Source organism: Pseudomonas sp. TH06 (assembly GCF_016651305.1).
In the GTDB taxonomy this organism is placed as follows: domain Bacteria; phylum Pseudomonadota; class Gammaproteobacteria; order Pseudomonadales; family Pseudomonadaceae; genus Aquipseudomonas.
Window position 1 is genome coordinate 3,211,274 of the sequence record NZ_JAEKEC010000001.1, and the last position, 18,954, is coordinate 3,230,227.

18 protein-coding genes and 3 pseudogenes are annotated in these 18,954 nt (G+C 59.9%); 9 read left to right on the forward strand and 12 right to left on the reverse strand.

Annotated features, from left to right (window positions below; all coding sequences use genetic code 11):
* Window positions 1-531 precede the first annotated feature (531 nt).
* Window positions 532-690, reverse strand: a pseudogene (locus JFT86_RS14430) (helix-turn-helix domain-containing protein); the annotation flags it as partial.
* A gap of 335 nt (window positions 691-1,025) precedes the next feature.
* Between JFT86_RS14430 and JFT86_RS14435 the strand changes: the two are divergent.
* Window positions 1,026-1,325, forward strand: a complete 300-nt coding sequence (locus JFT86_RS14435) for a hypothetical protein (RefSeq protein WP_201232425.1) — start codon at window positions 1,026-1,028, stop codon at window positions 1,323-1,325.
* A gap of 119 nt (window positions 1,326-1,444) precedes the next feature.
* Here the strand turns inward: JFT86_RS14435 and JFT86_RS29390 are convergent.
* Both JFT86_RS29390 and JFT86_RS29395 read right to left on the reverse strand, forming a co-directional pair.
* Window positions 1,445-1,708: pseudogene (locus JFT86_RS29390) on the reverse strand (helix-turn-helix transcriptional regulator); the annotation flags it as partial.
* 138 nt (window positions 1,709-1,846) lie between these two features.
* Window positions 1,847-2,443: pseudogene (locus JFT86_RS29395) on the reverse strand (AraC family transcriptional regulator); the annotation flags it as partial.
* Window positions 2,444-2,795: 352 nt separating this feature from the next.
* Between JFT86_RS29395 and JFT86_RS14445 the strand changes: the two are divergent.
* Both JFT86_RS14445 and JFT86_RS14450 read left to right on the forward strand, forming a co-directional pair.
* Window positions 2,796-4,130, forward strand: coding sequence for a dicarboxylate/amino acid:cation symporter (locus JFT86_RS14445; RefSeq protein WP_103306885.1), 1,335 nt, complete (start codon window positions 2,796-2,798; stop codon window positions 4,128-4,130).
* A 281-nt stretch (window positions 4,131-4,411) separates the two neighbouring features.
* Window positions 4,412-5,593, forward strand: coding sequence for a CaiB/BaiF CoA-transferase family protein (locus JFT86_RS14450; protein WP_201237181.1), 1,182 nt, complete (start codon window positions 4,412-4,414; stop codon window positions 5,591-5,593).
* Between the two features lie 105 nt (window positions 5,594-5,698).
* Here the strand turns inward: JFT86_RS14450 and JFT86_RS14455 are convergent, their stop codons facing one another.
* The gene (locus JFT86_RS14455; protein ID WP_025112945.1) at window positions 5,699-6,193 is read right to left on the reverse strand and encodes a SprT family zinc-dependent metalloprotease; all 495 of its coding nucleotides are present in this window, start codon (window positions 6,191-6,193) and stop codon (window positions 5,699-5,701) included.
* Between the two features lie 148 nt (window positions 6,194-6,341).
* The gene (locus tag JFT86_RS14460) at window positions 6,342-6,944 is read right to left on the reverse strand and encodes a Yip1 family protein (RefSeq protein WP_003227189.1); all 603 of its coding nucleotides are present in this window, start codon (window positions 6,942-6,944) and stop codon (window positions 6,342-6,344) included.
* Between the two features lie 460 nt (window positions 6,945-7,404).
* Between JFT86_RS14460 and ttcA the strand changes: the two genes are divergently transcribed.
* Together ttcA and JFT86_RS14470 are read left to right on the forward strand one after the other, a co-directional pair.
* A complete protein-coding gene (gene ttcA / locus JFT86_RS14465; RefSeq protein WP_103306883.1) occupies window positions 7,405-8,229 on the forward strand; it encodes a tRNA 2-thiocytidine(32) synthetase TtcA in 825 nt (274 codons plus the stop codon).
* Between the two features lie 190 nt (window positions 8,230-8,419).
* Window positions 8,420-9,094, forward strand: a complete 675-nt coding sequence (locus JFT86_RS14470; protein ID WP_201237182.1) for a DNA-3-methyladenine glycosylase I — start codon at window positions 8,420-8,422, stop codon at window positions 9,092-9,094.
* Window positions 9,095-9,189: 95 nt separating this feature from the next.
* Here the strand turns inward: JFT86_RS14470 and JFT86_RS14475 are convergent, their stop codons facing one another.
* The 3 genes from JFT86_RS14475 to arsC are packed head-to-tail and all read right to left on the reverse strand — an operon-like array spanning window position 9,190 to window position 10,564.
* Window positions 9,190-9,615, reverse strand: coding sequence for a DUF2069 domain-containing protein (locus tag JFT86_RS14475; protein WP_201237183.1), 426 nt, complete (start codon window positions 9,613-9,615; stop codon window positions 9,190-9,192).
* A gap of 2 nt (window positions 9,616-9,617) precedes the next feature.
* On the reverse strand, window positions 9,618-10,214 hold the full coding sequence (wrbA, locus tag JFT86_RS14480; RefSeq protein WP_201237184.1) for an NAD(P)H:quinone oxidoreductase: 597 nt from the start codon (window positions 10,212-10,214) through the stop codon (window positions 9,618-9,620).
* On the reverse strand, window positions 10,211-10,564 hold the full coding sequence (gene arsC / locus JFT86_RS14485; RefSeq protein WP_201237185.1) for an arsenate reductase (glutaredoxin): 354 nt from the start codon (window positions 10,562-10,564) through the stop codon (window positions 10,211-10,213). Before arsC ends, wrbA begins: the two co-directional genes overlap by 4 nt.
* Window positions 10,565-10,677: 113 nt before the next feature.
* On the opposite strand from arsC, the gene JFT86_RS14490 reads away from it, so the two are divergent.
* The gene (locus JFT86_RS14490; protein ID WP_201237186.1) at window positions 10,678-11,145 is read left to right on the forward strand and encodes a TlpA disulfide reductase family protein; all 468 of its coding nucleotides are present in this window, start codon (window positions 10,678-10,680) and stop codon (window positions 11,143-11,145) included.
* A 181-nt stretch (window positions 11,146-11,326) separates the two neighbouring features.
* Here JFT86_RS14490 and JFT86_RS14495 read toward each other — a convergent pair whose 3' ends face one another.
* Both JFT86_RS14495 and JFT86_RS14500 read right to left on the reverse strand, forming a co-directional pair.
* Window positions 11,327-11,731 carry an META domain-containing protein gene (locus tag JFT86_RS14495; protein ID WP_201237187.1) on the reverse strand — a complete coding sequence of 135 codons (405 nt, stop codon included), beginning with the start codon at window positions 11,729-11,731 and terminating at the stop codon, window positions 11,327-11,329.
* The gene (locus JFT86_RS14500; RefSeq protein WP_103306877.1) at window positions 11,731-12,165 is read right to left on the reverse strand and encodes a hypothetical protein; all 435 of its coding nucleotides are present in this window, start codon (window positions 12,163-12,165) and stop codon (window positions 11,731-11,733) included. The genes JFT86_RS14495 and JFT86_RS14500 overlap by 1 nt, the downstream gene beginning before the upstream one ends.
* Window positions 12,166-12,298: 133 nt before the next feature.
* On the opposite strand from JFT86_RS14500, the gene JFT86_RS14505 reads away from it, so the two are divergent.
* The gene (locus JFT86_RS14505) at window positions 12,299-12,745 is read left to right on the forward strand and encodes a hypothetical protein (RefSeq protein WP_201237188.1); all 447 of its coding nucleotides are present in this window, start codon (window positions 12,299-12,301) and stop codon (window positions 12,743-12,745) included.
* Window positions 12,746-12,757: 12 nt separating this feature from the next.
* On the opposite strand, the gene JFT86_RS14510 is transcribed toward JFT86_RS14505, so the two are convergent.
* Window positions 12,758-13,747 (reverse strand): 2-hydroxyacid dehydrogenase, encoded by a 990-nt coding sequence (locus tag JFT86_RS14510; RefSeq protein ID WP_201237189.1) that lies wholly within the window; start codon window positions 13,745-13,747, stop codon window positions 12,758-12,760.
* A gap of 82 nt (window positions 13,748-13,829) precedes the next feature.
* Complete coding sequence (locus JFT86_RS14515; protein WP_201238604.1) at window positions 13,830-16,583, reverse strand: response regulator; 2,754 nt, start codon at window positions 16,581-16,583, stop codon at window positions 13,830-13,832.
* Window positions 16,584-16,802: 219 nt separating this feature from the next.
* On the opposite strand from JFT86_RS14515, the gene JFT86_RS14520 reads away from it, so the two are divergent.
* Entirely contained in the window at window positions 16,803-17,525 is a 723-nt protein-coding gene (locus tag JFT86_RS14520) for a response regulator transcription factor (RefSeq protein WP_201237190.1), read from the forward strand.
* Window positions 17,512-18,954 (forward strand): sensor histidine kinase, encoded by a 1,443-nt coding sequence (locus JFT86_RS14525; RefSeq protein ID WP_201237191.1) that lies wholly within the window; start codon window positions 17,512-17,514, stop codon window positions 18,952-18,954. Before JFT86_RS14520 ends, JFT86_RS14525 begins: the two co-directional genes overlap by 14 nt.

The following is an 18,954-nucleotide window of genomic DNA, read 5'->3' on the forward strand; positions in this document are numbered from 1 at the left end:
GAGTGAGCCTGCTCGCGATGACGGCCTGACATCCGACCTGTTTCTGCCGGTTGTACTCCACCCCTGTGGGAGCTGGCTTGCCAGCGATGACGGCCTTACAGCCAATCAAGCTCTGGCCGCTGCACCCAGTCCCTGTAGGAGCTGCCGAAGGCTGCGATCTTTTGATCTGCTTTGGCTTTGCTGTTGCTCTTCAGCCCCTTCGGCAGGCCGAGCGGAGGTGTTCATCCGGGGGTTAGGCGCGCAGCGCCGTTTGGCGAAGCCAAACACATCGAGAGGAGGTGCAGCGCAGCAAACCGTAGGCGATGCCCCCGGATGGACACCGTAGCGAGGGAACACTGAGCCTAGGCGAAGTGCCGTACGCCGGGGCCAAGCCTTTTGGGTTACCTTTTCGGCGTCTGGAAAAGGTGACTCGCTGTAAGAGCGAAACCGCCAGAAACATCACCCGCAGCAACGGATATGCCCCCAATCCCCAAGAACCCAAAAAAACCAGACAAACAAAACCACTTCAGAGGGCGAGATCTCGAAGACACCTCACTGCTCCTGCGCCCGATAAGCCGCCGGCGTCACCCCCGTCCACTTCTTGAAAGCCCGATGAAACGCCTACGGCTCGGAAAACCCCAACTGCTCGGCAATCTGTTGCAACGACAAATTCGCCCGCTCCAGATGATACTTGATCTGCCGGAGCATTCTTATGTGTCGGTCAAGTAGGGAGCGCTGCTGCCGGTATTGCAGTTGGCGAGGCTGTTCTTATGGCAGGGCAATTTTTCAGGCGCCGTTCACGGATGGGTGACATGGTTTCGTATATGAACCAGTATCAATACTCTGTTGGGTTTTTTAGCCTTGGATAAGTGGTAGTTGCATGAGCATTAATATACGGAAGATAGTCGCTGTTCATTTTTCTAATACCTAAAAGTTCTAAAAAACTGTCAGTTATTACAGGTGCCAATTCTTTGGATTTTTTATATGGTTTTGCAACAGTAAACGAGATTGCTCAGAAAAATGATCAGGGTTAAAAGGAGCTCAAAATGTCGCAAATGCCGAAGTTCACGACAGTATTGGTTGGTGCTCAAGTAGCAGAAGGGAGACAGTTGCACTTAGAAGCGAAATTCACGCCACTCCAAGACGTTTCCATAAAAGTATCGTGGTTTAAAAATGGAGCACCACTTCAGGTGGGAAGTCGTATTTTGGCCGGCTTGTCGGCGGAATCTGGGTTTGTGTATCTTGATTCACGCGCCACCTTTCCAGAAGATGCCGGAACTTATGTTTGTCAAATAGAAAACAGCGCCGGCTCAGCTCAGACATCGTGCAACGTGATCGTTACCTAAGGTCCAGTAGGATAAAAAGTGTGGGGTGAGAGTAGAAGATACAGTCTTGATAAACATACCCAGTTCAATTTCTGCTTTCTTTGCAACAGTGCACATTGTTAGGCTTTTGACGTCAGGCCTCACTGCTCCTGCGCCCGATAAGCCCCCGGCGTCACCCCCGTCCACTTCTTGAAAGCTCGATGAAACGCCGACGGTTCGGAAAACCCCAACTGCTCGGCAATCTGCTGCAACGACAAATCCGCCCGCCCCAAATGATAAATGGCGATATCCCGCCGCAACTGATCTTTCAACTCCTGAAAACTGCTGCCTTCCTCGCGCAAATGCCGACGCAGCGTCTGCGGGCTGATATGCAAATGAGCGGCCACGGCTTCCAGATCCGGCCAACGGTTAGTGTCGCTGCTGAGCAAACGCCGCAGGCGGCTGCTGAGGCTGTCGCCGCCGTCGGGGCGCGAGAGCAGATCGGCGGGGGAGCGTTCAAGGAAATGCTTGAGGGTGCGTTCGTCCTGCAACAGCGGCATGTGCAGATAGCGGCTGTGAAACAGCAGGCTGCTTTGATCCGCTGAAAACACCAAAGGGCAGGGGAACAGCAGGTCGTACTCAGCGCCATGCGCAGGTTTCGCGTAGCTGAACGTCGCCTGCTCCAGACGAATGCGCTGGCCGATCAGCCAACTGCCGAGGCGATGCCAGATCACCAGCAGGCTTTCGCTCAGAAAGTGATCCGGGTCCCACAACTGCGAATCGTCGAGGCTCAGGCGCACCCATTCGTCTTCGCGGCTCAGCGTCAAGCGCGGGGCATCCGGGAATAGGCTATAAAACAATAAGCCGCGTTGCAGGGCTTTCTCCAGATTGCGGCAATGAATCGAGGCGTGGCACATCATGGCGAAGCTGCCAGGTTTGCTCGGGGCCTTGCCGAAACCCAGGTACTCGTCATCCAGTGCCAGCCACAGGCCCTGAATCAAACGGGTGAACTGCTCCGGGGCGATGCGTGCACGCGGTTCATCGAGCAATTCCGGGCTGATGCCCAATTGCAACAGCAGGTCCGAATAATCGAACCCCACGCGGCGTGCGCCACCGAGGGCGGCACGGGCGAAATGACTGGCGATGGTGCGTTCGCGCATAAGCGGCAAATCCTTCCTCTGGCGCCGGATGGTAGCCGGGGGTGAACCGGGCAACAAGGCGGATTTCCGCCAAATTGTAGGACGAGATCGGGCGAGTTGGCGGAAATCCGCCACACTTGGGTAACCAGACAGTGACACAAACAACCCTGTAATCCCTGATATCAAAAGGCTTGCAGCGAAACGCACCAAAGTGGCACGACGTTTGCGATAAGAGCGACAGAAGCGTGCGTTGATCCGGCAGGAGAAGGCGTCGCTCGACACAACAAATCCCTCCAGTGCAGGAGGGTTCGCAATTCAGGTTTCGCGGCCAACAGATGGATGTTGTCACGCGGGACGCTTGAGGAAACTTGCAATGACGACTCGTCAGCCACTGTACAAATCCCTGTATTTCCAGGTGATCGTCGCAATTTGTATCGGTATCGCGCTCGGTCACTACTACCCGCAATTCGGCGTGGCGGTAAAACCGCTGGGTGACGGGTTCATCAAACTGATCAAAATGATCATCGCCCCCATCATCTTCTGCACCGTGGTCAGCGGCATCGCCGGCATGCAGAGCATGAAGTCGGTCGGCAAGACCGGTGGGTACGCACTCCTGTACTTCGAAATCGTTTCGACCATCGCCCTGCTGGTCGGTCTGGTCGTGGTCAACGTCGTGCAGCCGGGCAACGGCATGCACATCGACGTCGCCACCCTCGACGCTTCGAAAGTTGCTTCTTATGTAGCAGCCGGTGCTGACCAGAGCGTTGTCGGCTTCCTGCTCAACGTGATTCCGACCACCATCGTTGGCGCGTTCGCGACCGGTGACATCCTGCAAGTGCTGATGTTCTCGGTGATCTTCGGTTTCGCCCTGCATCGCCTGGGTGACTACGGTCGTCCGATCCTCGACTTCATCGATCGCTTCGCTCACGTGATGTTCAACATCATCAACATGATCATGAAGCTCGCGCCAATCGGTGCCTTCGGCGCGATGGCATTCACCATCGGTGCCTACGGTGTCGGCTCGCTGGTGCAGTTGGGTCAACTGATGATCTGCTTCTACATCACGTGTCTGGCGTTCATCCTGATCGTGCTCGGCGGTATCGCGCGCATGCACGGTTTCAGCGTGCTGAAGATGATCCGCTACATCCGTGAAGAGCTGCTGATCGTACTCGGCACCTCGTCGTCGGAATCGGTACTGCCACGCATGCTGATCAAGATGGAGCGTCTGGGCGCGAAGAAATCGGTAGTGGGTCTGGTGATCCCGACCGGTTACTCGTTCAACCTCGACGGTACCGCGATCTACTTGACCATGGCGGCCGTGTTCATTGCTCAGGCAACTGACACGCACATGGACATCACCCATCAGATCACCCTGCTGGTGGTGTTGCTGCTGTCCTCCAAAGGCGCAGCCGGTGTGACCGGTTCGGGCTTCATCGTGCTGGCGGCGACCCTGTCGGCGGTAGGTCACCTGCCGGTGGCCGGTCTGGCGCTGATCCTCGGCATCGACCGCTTCATGTCTGAAGCGCGCGCACTGACCAACCTGGTGGGTAACGCTGTAGCGACCATCGTGGTTGCCAAGTGGGTGAAAGAGCTGGACACCGATACCCTGCAAGCCGAGCTGGCATCGGGCGGTCGCGGTATTGCTGATACCCGTCCTGAAGATGATCTGGGTGTGGCTGAAGGCCCGACGCCGAGCAACGTCAAGTAAGTAAAAAACCGGCATCCCTGCGATGCCGGGTTATGAAGAGCCCTTGTGGTGAGGGGATTTAGCGAAACGTCGCACCGCCCCGATGGAGTGCGCAGCAGTCCCCCCTCTTTTTAGCTGTAGGAGGGGGCCGCTTCGCGACCCATCGGGGATAAATCCCCTCGCTACAGGGGTTTTTTATTGCCTGCTGTTTGAGCGTAACGGTCACACCCGCTGACATTTCCGGTGATTGCCGTACGCGGCATCGCTGCCTAGGCTGAGTGCATCGCCCAAGGAGTTCGCCCATGTCCGCACCGCTGGCCTCACTGAAAATCCTCGATTTCTCGACGCTGCTGCCGGGGCCGTTTGCCTCGCTGTTGCTGGCGGACATGGGCGCCGAAGTGCTGCGGATCGAGTCGCCGACGCGTCTGGATCTGCTGCGGGTATTGCCGCCCCACGATCAGGGAATGTCGGCCAGTCATGCCTATCTCAATCGCAACAAACGCAGCCTAGCACTCGACCTGAAACAACCCGCAGCGCTGGACGTGGTCAAGCAACTGCTGGCCGATTACGACATCGTCCTGGAGCAGTTTCGCCCCGGTGTGATGGAGCGTCTGGGCCTGGGTTATGAAGCGCTGAAGGCGATCAACCCGAAGCTGATATACGTGTCGATCACTGGCTACGGCCAGACCGGGCCGTACAAGGATCGCGCCGGGCATGACATCAACTACCTGGCGCTGGCCGGGCTCTCCAGTTACACCGGTCGCGCCGACAGCGGGCCGCTGCCGCTGGGCATGCAGGTGGCGGATGTTGCCGGTGGTTCGCTGCACGGGGTGATCGGGCTGCTGGCGGCGGTGATTGCCCGGCAGCAAAGCGGGCAGGGCACACATCTGGACGTGAGCATGACCGACTGCGCGTTCAGCCTGAACGCCATGGCCGGCGCCGGGTATCTGGCCTGCGGTGAGTCGCCGGGTCGGGAAGATCAGATGCTCAACGGCGGCAGCTTTTACGACTACTACCGTTCCCGGGATGGCCGCTGGATGTCTGTGGGTAGTCTGGAACCGGGGTTCATGCAGCAGTTGTGTACGGCGTTGAGCCGGCCGGAGTTGGCGGCGCAAGGGTTGTCGCCGAAACCCGAGCAACAGCAGGCGCTGAAGGATGCTTTGAAGGTCGAATTCGAAAAACATGCCTTTGCCGAACTGTGCGAGTTGTTTGCCGGCATCGACGCGTGTGTCGAACCGGTGTTGAGTCTGGGCGAGGCGGTGCAGCATCCGCAATTGCAGGCGCGGGAATTGGTGACGCAGGTGCCGCGTGGGGATGGGACGAGTCAGGCGCAGATGGCCTGTCCGTTGAAGTTTTCAGAGGGCTTGCTGGCACCGCGGCATATCGGGGCGGTGTTGGGGCAGCATACGGATGAGGTGTTGGGGGAGTTGGGGTTCAGTGTTGAGCGGATTGCTGAATTGCGTTCGGCCAAGGTAATTCTTTAGCGTCTGTAGAGGCCTCATCGCGAGCAGGCTCACTCCTACAGTTGAAATGCGTTCCACCTGTAGGAGTGAGCCTGCTCGCGATGGGGCCAGTCGTCACACTGCAAATTACTCCACCCGCATCTCACCACTGAACACCAAGGTGTTGCGACAACGCCGGCACAGGTAGCGCCTTCCCTGCCGCACCAGGCTATGGCGCTGCGCCGAAAACGGAAAATCACTGTCCGCGCACGGGCATTTGTAGATGTAGCGGGTCACGCTGCGGCGTTTGATTGCATAGGTGTGGCAGCGATCCGGCGGCAATTCATAGACGCCACGCATGATCAATTGCCACTCCTCGCCGTGGGGCTGGATGCGGTCGCCGAACAGTTGATGGGCGATCAGGTGCGCGACTTCGTGGGCCACGGTCTGTTTGAGGAAGTGTTCGGTGTTTTCCCGGTACAACTGCGGGTTGAAGCGCAGCAGGTTCTCGTGCAGATGCGCGACCCCGGCTTTTTGCCCGCGCAGCTTGAGGCTCACCACGGGGCGTTGGAAATGACGTTTGAAAAAGGATTCAGCGAGTTGGTAACAGTCTTCGACGCGGGTATTGAGTTGCTCGGGCATGCTTGATGGATCTCCAGAGGCGTCGAGTATGCCGCAACCCTGTGGACTTGCGAATCGCCGAACTGCCGAATGGTCATCATCCATATGAGAAGGCCGCCTTGCGGCGGCCTGTATTGGCAGATCTTGTTTTTCTCGATGAGTCATTGCGTCAGTTGGTGTAGACCGGCCCCACGCCCAGACCCCAGACGATCACGGTGAACGCCATGATGGCCACCAGCACCACCAGACCCACCGCCAGCACTGAACTGGAAAACAGGAAACCTTCGTCCGATGGAATATTCATGAAGGTCGGCAGCCCCACATACAGCAGGTAAACCGTGTAGCAGATGGCCGCCGTGCCGACGATCATCCCCAGCCACATATGCGGATACAGCGCCGCCAGCCCGCCGACAAACAACGGTGTCGCGGTGTAGGTGGCAAACGCCACGCAACGGGCCAGGCTCGGGTTGGCGTCATAGGTGCGGGCCATCCAGTGCACAAAGGCGCCCATGACCGCGACCCCGCCGAGCATCGCCAGGTACGACATGACGGTCATCCAGATGGCGCTTTCGACCGTGAGCATGACCGGCGCGCGACTGCCGATTACCCAACCGACCTGTGTGGTGCCGATGAACGCCGAGACAGCGGGGATCGCCGCCAGAATCAGCGTGTGTGTCAGGTACATGTGGCTGATGCTTTCCTCTTGGTCGCCACGGATTTCCTTCCATTCCTGATCGGGGTGGGTAAAAAGTCCCACTACGTGATGGATCATGCCAGTCACTCCTCTTGTTATTGCCATCGCCCCCCAGCGGAGCGCCTACGGGCCAATGAGGCCGAGCAAATTCAGGTCTTCAGATGTGTGCGACCTTATGTCGCAGTATAGAAAGGACTTAACCGCACAGGGACTAGGGGCTTAGAGCAAATCGCGCTGTAAACGGGGGGCTTAATCGCCGCAGGGTCTTGGAACGCCACACTTTGGCAACTGAAAAAAACTGTGGTGAGGGGATTTATCCCCGACCGGCTGCGCAGCAGTCGTAATGCATTCACCGCGCAGTGTCAGGCAAACAGATTTCTCAGGTTTTGGGGCTGCTGCGCAACCCATCGGGGATAAATCCCCTCACCACAAGGTTTGAGTGAAAATGACTTGAAGGGACAGACCCACGGCCCTTCGCCCCCGCCGGTTTTTTTGCGTAAAATGCCGGCCTTTCGTCACACCTCACGGATTTCGCGTCATGGGCACTCTTACGGTCAATCAGAACAAACTGCAAAAGCGCCTGCGCCGCCTGGCCGGCGAAGCGGTCGCCGACTTCAACATGATCGAAGACGGCGACAAGGTCATGGTCTGCCTGTCCGGGGGCAAGGACAGCTACACCATGCTCGACGTGCTGATGCACCTGCAGAAGGTTGCACCGATCAAGTTCGAGATCGTCGCGGTGAACATGGACCAGAAGCAGCCGGGGTTCCCCGAGCACGTCCTGCCGGCCTACCTGAAAGAGCTGGGCATCGAGTACCACATCGTCGAAAAAGACACCTATTCGGTGGTTAAAGAGCTGATCCCGGAAGGCAAGACCACCTGCTCGCTGTGCTCGCGCCTGCGTCGCGGCACGCTGTACACCTTCGCCGACGAAATTGGTGCGACCAAAATGGCCCTTGGTCATCACCGTGATGACATCGTCGAAACGTTCTTCCTCAACATGTTCTTCAACGGCACCCTTAAGGCGATGCCGCCCAAGTTGCGCGCCGATGACGGCCGCAACGTGGTGATTCGTCCGCTGGCGTACTGCAACGAGAAAGACATCCAGGCCTACTCGGACCTCAAGGAATTCCCGATCATTCCGTGCAACCTCTGCGGTTCGCAGGAAAACCTGCAGCGTCAGGTGGTCAAGGAAATGCTCCAGGACTGGGACCGCAAGACCCCGGGCCGCACCGAAAGTATTTTCCGCAGTCTGCAGAATGTGGTGCCGTCGCAACTGGCCGACCGCAACCTGTTCGACTTCACCAGCCTGAAGATCGACGAGACGGCGGCTTCGCGCTTCGTTAACGTCGTCAACCTCTAATCAAAACTGTAGGAGTGAGCCCTGTGGTGAGGGGATTTAGCGAAACGTCGCACCGCCCCGATGGAGTGCGCAGCAGTCCCCCTCTTTTTAGCTGTAGAAGGGGGCCGCTTCGCGACCCATCGGGGATAAATCCTCTCGCCACAGAGCCTGCTCCCACATTGGTTTTTTGCTTCATTCGATAGGAGAGGGCATGCGCGATTACAAGTGGCTGCATGAATACTGTCTGAACCGCTTCGGTTCAGCGGCTGAACTGGAAGCCCATCTGCCCGTTCCCAAGACACCCACGCAACTGCGCAAGATCAGCGACGATCGTTACCTCTCGACCATGGCCCTGCGGGTCTTCCGCGCCGGGCTCAAGCACAGTCTGGTGGATGCCAAGTGGCCGGCCTTCGAAGAAGTGTTCTTCAAGTTCGACCCGGAAAAAGTCGTGCTGATGAGTGCCGAACACCTTGAGCGATTGATGCAGGACGCGCGGATCATCCGTCACCTGGGCAAGCTCAAGAGTGTGCCGCGCAATGCGCAGTTCATTCTCGATGTCGAGAAGGACAAAGGCAGTTTCGGCGCGCTGATCGCCGACTGGCCGGTAACCGACATTGTCGGTCTGTGGACCTACTTGAAAAAGCACGGTCATCAACTGGGTGGGCTGTCGGCCCCACGGTTTTTGCGCATGGTCGGCAAGGATACCTTTGTGCCGAGCTACGACGTGGTTGCCGCGCTGAATGCGCAGAAGATCGTCGACAAGGTGCCGACCAGTCTGCGCGATCTGGCCATTGTGCAGGACGCGTTCAACCAGTGGCATGAACAGAGCGGCGGGCGGGCGATGAGCCAGATTTCGATGATGCTCGCGTACACCGTCAATCATTGAGACCGAGTCGGCCCAATCGCGAGCAGGCTCACTCCTACAGGGGGGTGTGAACACCTATCCCTTGTAGGAGTGAGCCTGCTCGCGATGGCGGAGTGTCAGGCGACGCTGATCTCGCCTTCGCCAGCCAGTTTGCGATTCAACTGATACCGCCACCGCACATACAACAGCGCCGAGCAAAACACCGCCAGGCTCACGACCATCTCCAGCACACCAAACAACTGCCGGTTCGGGTCATACGCCGCCAGTGCACCTTTGATGAAATACAGATTCACCACAAAGCACATCCACGAATGCCCACGGGCGCTGCCCATGATCATTGCCGGGGCGAGGACCAGCCACGGGATCAGCTCGACCAGCAGAATCACCCACGGTCGGGCGCCATGCAGGTCGGCGAATACCAGATAGTAGGCGGTGAGCAACCCGGCGAGGCCGAAGAAGCACAGCAGGCTGATGATCCGCATCGCTTTGACACGCGGCTCCAGCCACTCGACGGAGGGCAGGACTTTCGGCTTCTTCGCCACCGTCAGCCCTCCAGTTTCTGCGCAGTCTTGGCCAGGCGCAGGCCCAGCGCCCGGCACAGTGCGATTTCGTGCTGATCAAGCCCACTTTTGCCGTCAGCGCCGGCGTGATGGCTGGCGCCATAAGGTGTGCCGCCGCCCTGGGTTTCCAGCAGCGCCGATTCGCTGTACGGCAGGCCGGTGATCAGCATGCCGTGGTGCAACAACGGCAGCATCATCGACAGCAGCGTGGTTTCCTGGCCGCCATGCAGGCTGGCGGTGGAGGTGAACACGCCGGCCGGTTTGCCGACGAGGGCGCCGGTCAGCCAGAGGTTGCTGGTGCCATCGAGGAAGTATTTCAGCGGTGCAGCCATGTTGCCGAATCGGGTCGGACTGCCGAGGGCCAGGCCGGAGCAGTTCTTCAGGTCATCGAGTGTCGCGTAGAGCGCGCCTTCGTCCGGGATGTCCGGGGCGACGGCTTCGCACTCGGTGGAGATCGCCGGCACAGTGCGCAGACGCGCTTCAAGGCCAGCCTGCTCGACGCCGCGGGCGATCTGCCGGGCCATCTCGTTGGTCGAGCCGCTGCGGCTGTAATACAGAACCAGAATGTATGGCGCGCTCACGGCAGCAACTCCAGGATCTGCTCCGGTGGACGGCCGATGACGGCTTTGTCGCCGACTTCGAGAATCGGTCGTTCCATCAGTTTCGGATGCTCGGCGATGGCGGCAATCAGTTGGGTTTCGCTGAGGCTGGTGTCGGCGAGCTGAAGCATTTTGTATTCATCTTCCCCGGTACGCAGCAACTGCCGTGCGCTGATCCCGAGTTTGCCGAGCAGGGCCTTGATTTGCACCGCGTCCAGCGGGGTTTCGAGGTAGCGCACGACGTTTGGTGTCAGGCCGCGGGCCTCAAGCAGTTCCAGCGCACCGCGGGATTTCGAGCAGCGCGGATTGTGATAAAGCGTCAGATCGGTCATGGCAGGTCGCTTCTGGCGTAGAGTGGCGGCTATTCTAACTGTGCAACGCGCAATCCAGAACCTCGGGAGGCGATGGGTCGCAGGCGTATTCAAATTTTCACAAGGAACAGGACATGACACGGCGATTGGCAGCGGCATTGACGATAATCGGGGCGTTGATGCTGGGGGGCTGCGGCAATGACTATGGTATCGACCAGAACGGTCAGAAAGTGGCGTCCGAGCGCCTCGACAAACAATGGGTGGTGCTCAACTACTGGGCCGAATGGTGTGGCCCGTGCCGCACGGAAATCCCTGAGCTCAACCATTTGGCGGATGAACTTAAAAGCAGGAATGTCGGTGTATTCGGGGTCAACTTCGACAACGTGCAAGGTGTAGAGCTGAAAGACGCCAGCGAAAAACTCGGCATCAAGTTCACCGTGCTGGCGCAGGATCCGGCGGAGTTGTTCGATCTGCCGCGCAGTGAGGCCTTGCCGGTGACGTACATCATCGACAACAAGGGCAAAGTGCGTGAACAGTTGATGGGCGAGCAGACGGCGGCGGGGGTGATGGCCAAGCTTGAGGCGTTGCAGGCGAACAAGTGAGCCCGCCGAGTTTTTTGTGGTGAAGGAGCTTGATGTGGCGAGGGGATTTATCCCCGTTGGGCTGCGTAGCAGCCCTGAAACCTGAGCTTGCCGTTTGCCTGACACTCAGCGGGGGCCGCTTCGCGACCCAACGGGGATAAATCCCCTCGCCACAAATACACCTCAGCGCATTGAAGAGGACTTAACCCTCTTCCAGCCACCACCGCAACGGCTTGCCTTCCGCCGGCCAGAAGCGCATCTGCTCGATCGGCGAAATGTCCCAGCGCTCGACATGCTCCAGCGCCTGGAGGAAGCGTTGTTCCTGCTCCATCAGTGCCGGTGCGCACAGCTTGCGGGTTTTGCCGATCTTGCCGAAAGTCAGCTTTTCGCCCTCCAGCGTGTACGGCGCAAACCAATGGTTGCAGCCGCCGTTGCCGTAGGCGCGGCCATCATCGCCGAGGGTCACGGTCAGATGGCTGTAATCCATCAATGGCCGTTCGCCGATCCACTCCAGAATGTAGCTGCGGTTCTGTTGCAATTGCACAGGCTCCGCGGAACAGCCCGCCAGGCCAACACCAACCAGAGCGGTCAGGGCAAGGCGTTTCATCACGCAGGCTCCTGGCATTTCGGGCACAGATGTTTCTCGCCAACGGCTTTCCAGCCCAACTCGGCAATGCGCGCCGTGGCGGCCGGTTTTTCTGCGGCTTTGCCCAGTTTGGCATCTACCGCGAACTCGAAGCTCAGCTCTTTGGCGCAGCTGTCGCAGTTGACCTGCCAGGTGTGGATCGCCAGTTCGCCGAACACCGGGCCTGTGGTCATCGCGGTCCATTGGCCGGGCGGATTGATCAGGTGGCGGACGGTTTCGACGGTCAGGCGCATGGACAAGTCCTTGCTGCCTTTGAGGGTGACCAACAGGGCGTCACCGATGCGGATCGAGCCACCGTTGCCGGTGACCTGATAGCGGCCCGGTACGAGGGCGCGGCATTCGGTGAGGGTGTGTTGCGGGTTCATCAGGTTGTAGCGGAAATCGTGTTCGACCATGGGTCCTCCAAATATGCGCGACATGCTAGCACGGGCCACGTTGCAGAATGACGTGCGCTTGCGACCTTCGATCAGGTTCAAATCAACCTTGGCCCATGGCAAACTGCCGCCCTCGAATCTGAAGGAACGGAACATGGCGCTGATCGAATGTTATGAATGTAAGCGGAGCATCAGCTCAGAGGCGTCGGCGTGCATTCATTGCGGGGCTCCAATGGCGCAGCAGGAGGCCCACGCGCAGAGCGCAGGAGCACCGGCTCAGCCTTCGACGATTTCTTTCGGCAGCCTGCCGCGCAACAGGGCTGTGGCCGAGGCTGTGATCGCGCCAGAAAGTCCGGAGCCTTTACCGAAAGTCGTGCCCGCGGCGGCGGGGCGTCGGCGTCAGCAACAGGCCGCGCAAGCAGCCGTGACGCATATCAATGAGGATGGCAGCCGCCCGGTGGAAGGCTGGTTGAAAATCATGGTGTTTCTGTTGCCGATGGTGTTCGTCTGGTTTCTGCTGCGCAGCGGTCACTCGGCGAAACAGCGCCTGTTCGGTTTCGGCTGGCTGGCGCTGCTGATTCTGGCGTCGACGCTGAAGTAAGCGGTAAAGCGCTTAACCCTCGACCTGGTTCTGCGGCGATCCCGCAGCCCAGGTCGCGATATTGTCCAGGGTCGTCGCGGCAATTGCGCCCAGCGCCTCGCGCGTCAGAAACGCCTGATGCGCGGTGATGATCACATTCGGAAAGGTCAGCAAGCGCGCCAGCACGTCGTCCTGCAACGGCAGGTCGGAACGGTCCTCGAAAAACAGCTGCGCCTCTTCCTCATACACATCCAGACCCAGATAACCCAGTTGCCCGTCTTTCAAGGCATCGATCAGCGCCGGGGTGTCCACCAGACCGCCGCGACCGGTGTTGATGAGCATCGCCCCTGCCTGCATGTGCGCCAGTGAATCGCGGTTGATCAGGTGTTTGCTCTGTTCGTTGAGCGGGCAGTGCAGGCTGATGATTCGCGACTGCGCGAGCAGCTCCGGCAGGCTCAGGTAACGTGCGCCCAAGGCCAGCACCTGCGGATTCGGGTACGGGTCGTAGGCGAGCAATTCACAACCGAAACCGTGCATGATTTTCGCGAACGTGGCACCGATCTGCCCGGTGCCGACGATGCCGACAGTCTTGCCGACCAGGTCGAACCCGGTCAGGCCATGCAGACTGAAATCACCTTCACGGGTGCGGTTGTAGGCGCGGTGCAAGCGCCGGTTGAGGGCGAGGATCAGGGCCACGGCATGCTCGGCCACCGCATGCGGCGAGTAGGCCGGAACGCGCACGACGCCAAGGCCCAGGCGTTTCGCGGCGGCCAGATCGACATGGTTGTAACCGGCCGAGCGCAGGGCGATCAAGCGTGTGCCGCCGGCGGCCAGACGCTCCAGCACCGCGGCGCTGAGGTCGTCATTGATAAAGGCGCAGACCACTTCGTGCTGCTCGGCCAGGGCCGCGGTATCGAGACTCAGCCGCGCCGGTTGAAAATGCAGTTCGATACCCGCCGGGCAATCGGCACCGAGGAAACTGTCGCGGTCGTAGGTCTGGCTGCTGAAAACGATCGTGCGCATGAAATCCTCCTGGAGCATCGACTTGTGCTGCATCACCCAAGTCAACTTTATCGGTGTCGGCGTTGACCGGTATTGCGCTGGGTCAGGCGCTGATCTTCGCTTGCGTGGCGAGGCGGTTGATCGCCCGTTCCAGCTCATCCAGCGCCGTCGACGCTTTCGGGTCTTCTTGTTTGAGCAGGGTTTCACTGCGCTGACAGGCCGCGCGCAACTGCGGGACGCCGCAATAACGTGTGGCGCCGTGCAGGCGATGCACCCGTTCAATCAGGGCATTCTGGTCGTGGCTGTCGCGTGCCGTACGAATCGCTTCACGGTCGGCTTCGAGCGAGGCCAGCAGCATCGCCAGCATGTCCGCCGCCAGATCCGCCTTGCCGGCGGCCAGACGCAAGCCTTCTTCGTGATCGAGCACCGGCAATTCGTGGTTGCCCGCGGCATTCTCGCTGACGCGCTCCGGCACCTGATTACGCAAGGCCAGGCCGGTCCATTTCAGTACCACTTGCGCCAGTTGCCGCTCGCTGATCGGTTTGGTCAGGTAGTCGTCCATGCCGCTTTGCAGCAAGGCGCGTTTTTCGTTGGCCATGGCATGCGCGGTGAGCGCGACGATCGGCAGCGGTGTGCAATGCCGTTCGCTCTCCCACTGGCGAATGGTTTCGGTGCTCTGACGGCCATCCATGCCCGGCATCTGGACATCCATCAACACCAGATCGAAGGATTCGGTCTGCACCGCTTTGACCGCTGCGTAACCGCTCTCCACCGCGAGCACCTTGGCGCCCATGTCTTCGAGTAACGTCTGCACCAGCAACAGGTTGGCCGGGTTGTCGTCGACACACAGCACCTTCGGCGCACGACTCGACAATGGCTCGTTCGGCTCGTTGCGTGGCTGGCGCGGGTTGGCCAGATCCGACAGGGCGCGGCGCAATTTGCGCGTGCAGGCCGGTTTGGCTTGCAACTGGCTGTGCGGGTTGGGCACCGACAGATGAAACAGGGTCTGCTCGGTGGTCGGGCACAGCACCAGCACTTTGCAGCCCAGGTGTTCGAGGTCCCAGATGTGCTGGTTCAAACGCTCCGGCAAGATGTCGTTGCTGGTGATGCCGATCACCGCCAGATCGATTGCCTGATCAGTCTGATGCGCGCCGGTGACGCCATTGGTCAGGCTTTCCAGAGTGTTGAACGGCGTGACGATGAGGCCGCAATCTTCCAGCTGATGCTGCAAGGCCTGCCGCGCCAGTTCGTGGTTTTCCAGCACCGCCACGCGGCGCCCGAGCAGCGGCGCCGAGGGCAGGTCTTCGGCGTCGTCCCGGGTTTTCGGCAGGCTCAGGCTGATCCAGAATTCCGAGCCTTCGCCCGGCGTGCTGTCGACGCCGATCTCGCCGCCCATCTGTTCGATCAGGCGCTTGGAAATCACCAGGCCCAGCCCGGTGCCGCCCGGCTGGCGCGACAACGAGTTGTCGGCCTGACTGAACGCCTGGAACAACGCGCGCACGTCCTGATTCGACAGGCCGATGCCGGTGTCCTGAATGCTGATGCGCAGTTGCACGCTGTCTTCGTGCTCTTCTTCAAGCATCGCCCGGGCGACGATGGTGCCTTCGCGGGTGAACTTGATCGCGTTGCTGACCAGGTTGGTGAGGATTTGCTTCAGGCGTAACGGATCACCGACCAGCGACAGCGGCGTGTCGCGATAGACCAGACTGACCAGCTCCAACTGCTTGGCGTGTGCGGCGGGGGCGAGAATGGTCAGGGTGTCCTGCAACAGATCGCGCAGGTTGAACGGTATGTGGTCGAGCACCAGTTTGCCCGCCTCGATTTTCGAGAAGTCGAGGATCTCGTTGATGATCCCGAGCAGGCTGTCGGCGGACTTTTCGATGGTGCCCAGATAGTCGAGCTGGCGCGGGGTCAGCTCGCTTTTTTGCAACAGATGGGTGAAGCCGAGAATGCCGTTGAGCGGCGTGCGGATCTCGTGACTCATGTTGGCAAGGAATTCGGATTTGATCCGGCTGGCTTCCAGCGCTTCTTTACGGGCCAGATCCAGTTCGATGTTCTGGATCTCGATGGTTTCCAGGTTCTGGCGGACGTCTTCGGTGGCCTGATCGACGCTGTGTTGCAGTTCTTCGCGAGCGTTCTGCAAGGTGCCGGCCATGCGATTGATGCCCGACGCCAATTCATCGAGTTCCTGACTGCCGAGCGGTGGCAGGCGGGTTTCCAGGTGGCCGTCCTTGAGTTGCGCGACGGCTTGTTTGATCTGGCTCAGCGGGCGGTTGATGGTGCGGCCCATGCGCAGGGCGAGCAGCGCGGCACCGGCAAGGCCCGCGGCAATCAGCAACAGGCTGGCGAACAGGCTGCGATAACCGCGCAGCAGCATGCCGTTGTGTGACAGCTCCAGTTCGACCCAGCCGAGCAGACGGTCGGACTCTGCGGGGATCAGCTCGCCGGCGAGGTTGCGGTGCTTGCCGAAGACCGGCATCAGGTAACGGGTCGCGTCATTGCCGCTGCGCCGTTGCAATTGTGCGCTGTCACCGCTCGGGGCCTGATTGAGCATGGTCGGGCCGGCGTGGGCCAGCGGCGAGCGGTCCGGCGCGAGGAAGGTCACGGCGCGCACATCGGGTTGTTCGAGGGACTGAGTGGCGATGCGCTCAAGCAATTCGCTGTTGCCATGTCCCATCGCGGGCGCCACCAGCGGTGCGAGCTGCTCGGCGATCATTTCGCCGCGCTGCATCAATTGGTTCTGCAGGTCGGACTGCTGCGTCCAGGTGAAATAACCACCCAATACCAGCGCCATCAGGCTGGTCGGCAACAAGGTCAGCAACAACACGCGACCTTTGATTCCCAGTTTCTTGAGCACGCCTATCTCCTGCATCCCGCTGATCCGTTGACTCATGCGTGCATCCGGCACGCGACATTGGCGCAGTGTAGCGATTTGCTCGCGGGCAATCTCCGGAAAAATGCTGTCGTCTTCTGTCTGCGAACGCAGGCGCGTTCGTCCGACGGCGCAACCTTGAGTTGCCCGCTGCCCGGCAATCTTGAATAATCACGCTCAACTGAGAATTACTTGCAGATACTCATGACTCCTGTTTCCGTTGGCCAGCCACGCATACTTTCCATCGAGGACGATCCGGTTCTGGGGGCCTATGTTCACGAACATCTGGGCCGCAGCGGCTTTCAGGTGACCTGGTGTCAGAACGGTCAGGAAGGCTTGAACATCGCCAGGCGCCAGGTGTTCGACGTGGTGTTGATGGACATTCTGTTGCCCGGGCTGGATGGCCTGAATCTGCTGACTCAACTGCGCCAGAGCCACTCGACGCCGGTGTTGCTGATGTCGGCTCTCGGTGCCGAGGCCGATCGCATCAGTGGTTTTCGCCTCGGCGCCGACGACTACCTGCCCAAACCGTTCAGCATGGCCGAGTTGCATGTGCGCATCGAAGCCATCCTGCGCCGGGTGGCCCTTGACCGTCGCCCGGTTACTCTCGCTGAGCCGGCGGCGCCCGGCGGGCTGCATTTCGACGACGACCAGTGCGATGTGTTCTTCCGCGAGCAAGCGGCCGGCCTGACCCGCAGCGAATTCCGTTTGCTGGAGACCCTCAACCGCAATGATGAGGAGGTGTTGAGCAAGGCCTTCCTTTATCAGCATGTCCTGCAGCGTGGTTATGCCGCGCACGACCGCAGTCTCGACATGCACATCAGCCAGATCCGCCGCAAACTCAAAGCCATCGGCTACACCGAGCGGGAAGTGCGCACGGTGTGGGGCAAGGGTTATGTGTTGAGTGCCGCTGATGAAAATGTCTGAGCTGCCGGGGCGGCACTCGCTGTTCTGGAAACTGGCCTTTCTGCTGGTCGCGTTCTGTCTGTTGATGATCTGGCTCAGTTGGTCGTGGGGCCGGTACATGGAGGAACGCAATCAGTTCCTCTCCGACGAGGCGCGCGGCACGCTCGCCCGTTATGCCGCGCAGGCTGAGCAGGCGTGGCAGCGAGGCGGGCGCAACGGCGTCGATGACTGGCTGCAAAGCATGGAATTGCGCGAAGCGAGTTGGGTCGGCGTCATCGGCGGCAACTTGCAGTCACTGAGCAACGATCCGCTGAACGAACAGGAAATCCAGCACCTGACGTTCTTGCGCGGGCTCGACTGGCCGATTCACAAACAGGGCCGGCCGTGGCTGCGCATCCCGTTTCCCAGGGAACCGTCCGCCGGCAGTCTGGTGATCGAATTGCCCGAGCGCTTTTTGCCTGGCAAATATCGGGTGTTCTGGCGGGTGATCACCAACGGCGTGATTCCCGGGCTGTTCACTTTATTGTTGTGCATCGGACTGTACCGCTTGCTGGTGGTACCGCTGAACAACCTGCGTGAGCAGGCCAATGCCTGGCGCGCCGATCAATTGAATGTACGGCTGTCGAGCGGCATTACCCAGCGACCGGACGAACTCGGCGAGCTGGCCCGGGCGTTCGACTCGATGTCCGAACGCCTGCAAACCACCGTCGCCGTGCAACAGCAATTGCTCCGCGACCTGTCCCATGAACTGCGCACGCCATTGAGCCGACTGCGCGTGGCCAGCGAAAGCGAGCAAGACCTACTGCAATTGCGCGAACGCATCGGCCGCGAAGTCGACGGCATGCAACGGCTGGTCGAAGACACCTTGCAACTGGCCTGGCTCGATACCGACCGTTCGCCACTGTCCGACGAGGCGATTCAGATCCAGGCCTTGTGGGAGATGCTCACCGACAACGCCTGTTATGAAAGCGGCTGGCCGAGCCTGCAATTACAGTGTTCGGTGGAGGCGTCGTGCTGGGTGCGCGGTAATCTGAATACCTTGGCGCAGGCGCTGGAGAATATTTTGCGTAACGCTATTCGGCATTCGCCCGAGGGCGGGATTGTGCGTCTGGATGGCAGGCGAGATGGCGAGTACTGGCACCTGTGGCTGGAGGATCAGGGCGGCGGCGTGGCCGAAGCAGATCTTGAACGGATCTTTTCGCCGTTTACCCGGCTCGACGGTTCGCGGCCGGGCGATGGCGGGTTTGGCTTGGGTTTGAGCATTGCGCGGAATGCGGTGCAGCGCCAGGGTGGGCGTCTTTGGGCGCAGAACAGCGGTTCGGGGTTGCGACTGAATATGCGGTTGGTGGCGGATGATGGCGTTGCACCGACAGGACCGATCGCGAGCAGGCTCACTCCTACAGATTCCAGCGTCGTTTCCCAAGCCCTCGTTCAATCTCAACCTGTGTAG

Excerpts from the sequence above, each read along its gene's own strand:
- JFT86_RS14510 (WP_201237189.1), bottom strand. The coding sequence starts at position 13,747 with ATGCGCACGATCGTTTTCAGCAGCCAGACCTACGACCGCGACAGTTTC.
- JFT86_RS14435 (WP_201232425.1), top strand. The coding sequence starts at position 1,026 with ATGTCGCAAATGCCGAAGTTCACGACAGTATTGGTTGGTGCTCAAGTA.
- JFT86_RS14525 (WP_201237191.1), top strand. The coding sequence starts at position 17,512 with ATGAAAATGTCTGAGCTGCCGGGGCGGCACTCGCTGTTCTGGAAACTG.
- JFT86_RS14450 (WP_201237181.1), top strand. The coding sequence starts at position 4,412 with ATGTCCGCACCGCTGGCCTCACTGAAAATCCTCGATTTCTCGACGCTG.
- JFT86_RS14460 (WP_003227189.1), bottom strand. The coding sequence starts at position 6,944 with ATGATCCATCACGTAGTGGGACTTTTTACCCACCCCGATCAGGAATGG.
- JFT86_RS14470 (WP_201237182.1), top strand. The coding sequence starts at position 8,420 with ATGCGCGATTACAAGTGGCTGCATGAATACTGTCTGAACCGCTTCGGT.
- ttcA (WP_103306883.1), top strand. The coding sequence starts at position 7,405 with ATGGGCACTCTTACGGTCAATCAGAACAAACTGCAAAAGCGCCTGCGC.
- JFT86_RS14505 (WP_201237188.1), top strand. The coding sequence starts at position 12,299 with ATGGCGCTGATCGAATGTTATGAATGTAAGCGGAGCATCAGCTCAGAG.
- JFT86_RS14445 (WP_103306885.1), top strand. The coding sequence starts at position 2,796 with ATGACGACTCGTCAGCCACTGTACAAATCCCTGTATTTCCAGGTGATC.
- JFT86_RS14500 (WP_103306877.1), bottom strand. The coding sequence starts at position 12,165 with ATGGTCGAACACGATTTCCGCTACAACCTGATGAACCCGCAACACACC.
- arsC (WP_201237185.1), bottom strand. The coding sequence starts at position 10,564 with ATGACCGATCTGACGCTTTATCACAATCCGCGCTGCTCGAAATCCCGC.
- JFT86_RS14495 (WP_201237187.1), bottom strand. The coding sequence starts at position 11,731 with ATGAAACGCCTTGCCCTGACCGCTCTGGTTGGTGTTGGCCTGGCGGGC.
- JFT86_RS14490 (WP_201237186.1), top strand. The coding sequence starts at position 10,678 with ATGACACGGCGATTGGCAGCGGCATTGACGATAATCGGGGCGTTGATG.
- JFT86_RS14455 (WP_025112945.1), bottom strand. The coding sequence starts at position 6,193 with ATGCCCGAGCAACTCAATACCCGCGTCGAAGACTGTTACCAACTCGCT.
- JFT86_RS14520 (WP_201237190.1), top strand. The coding sequence starts at position 16,803 with ATGACTCCTGTTTCCGTTGGCCAGCCACGCATACTTTCCATCGAGGAC.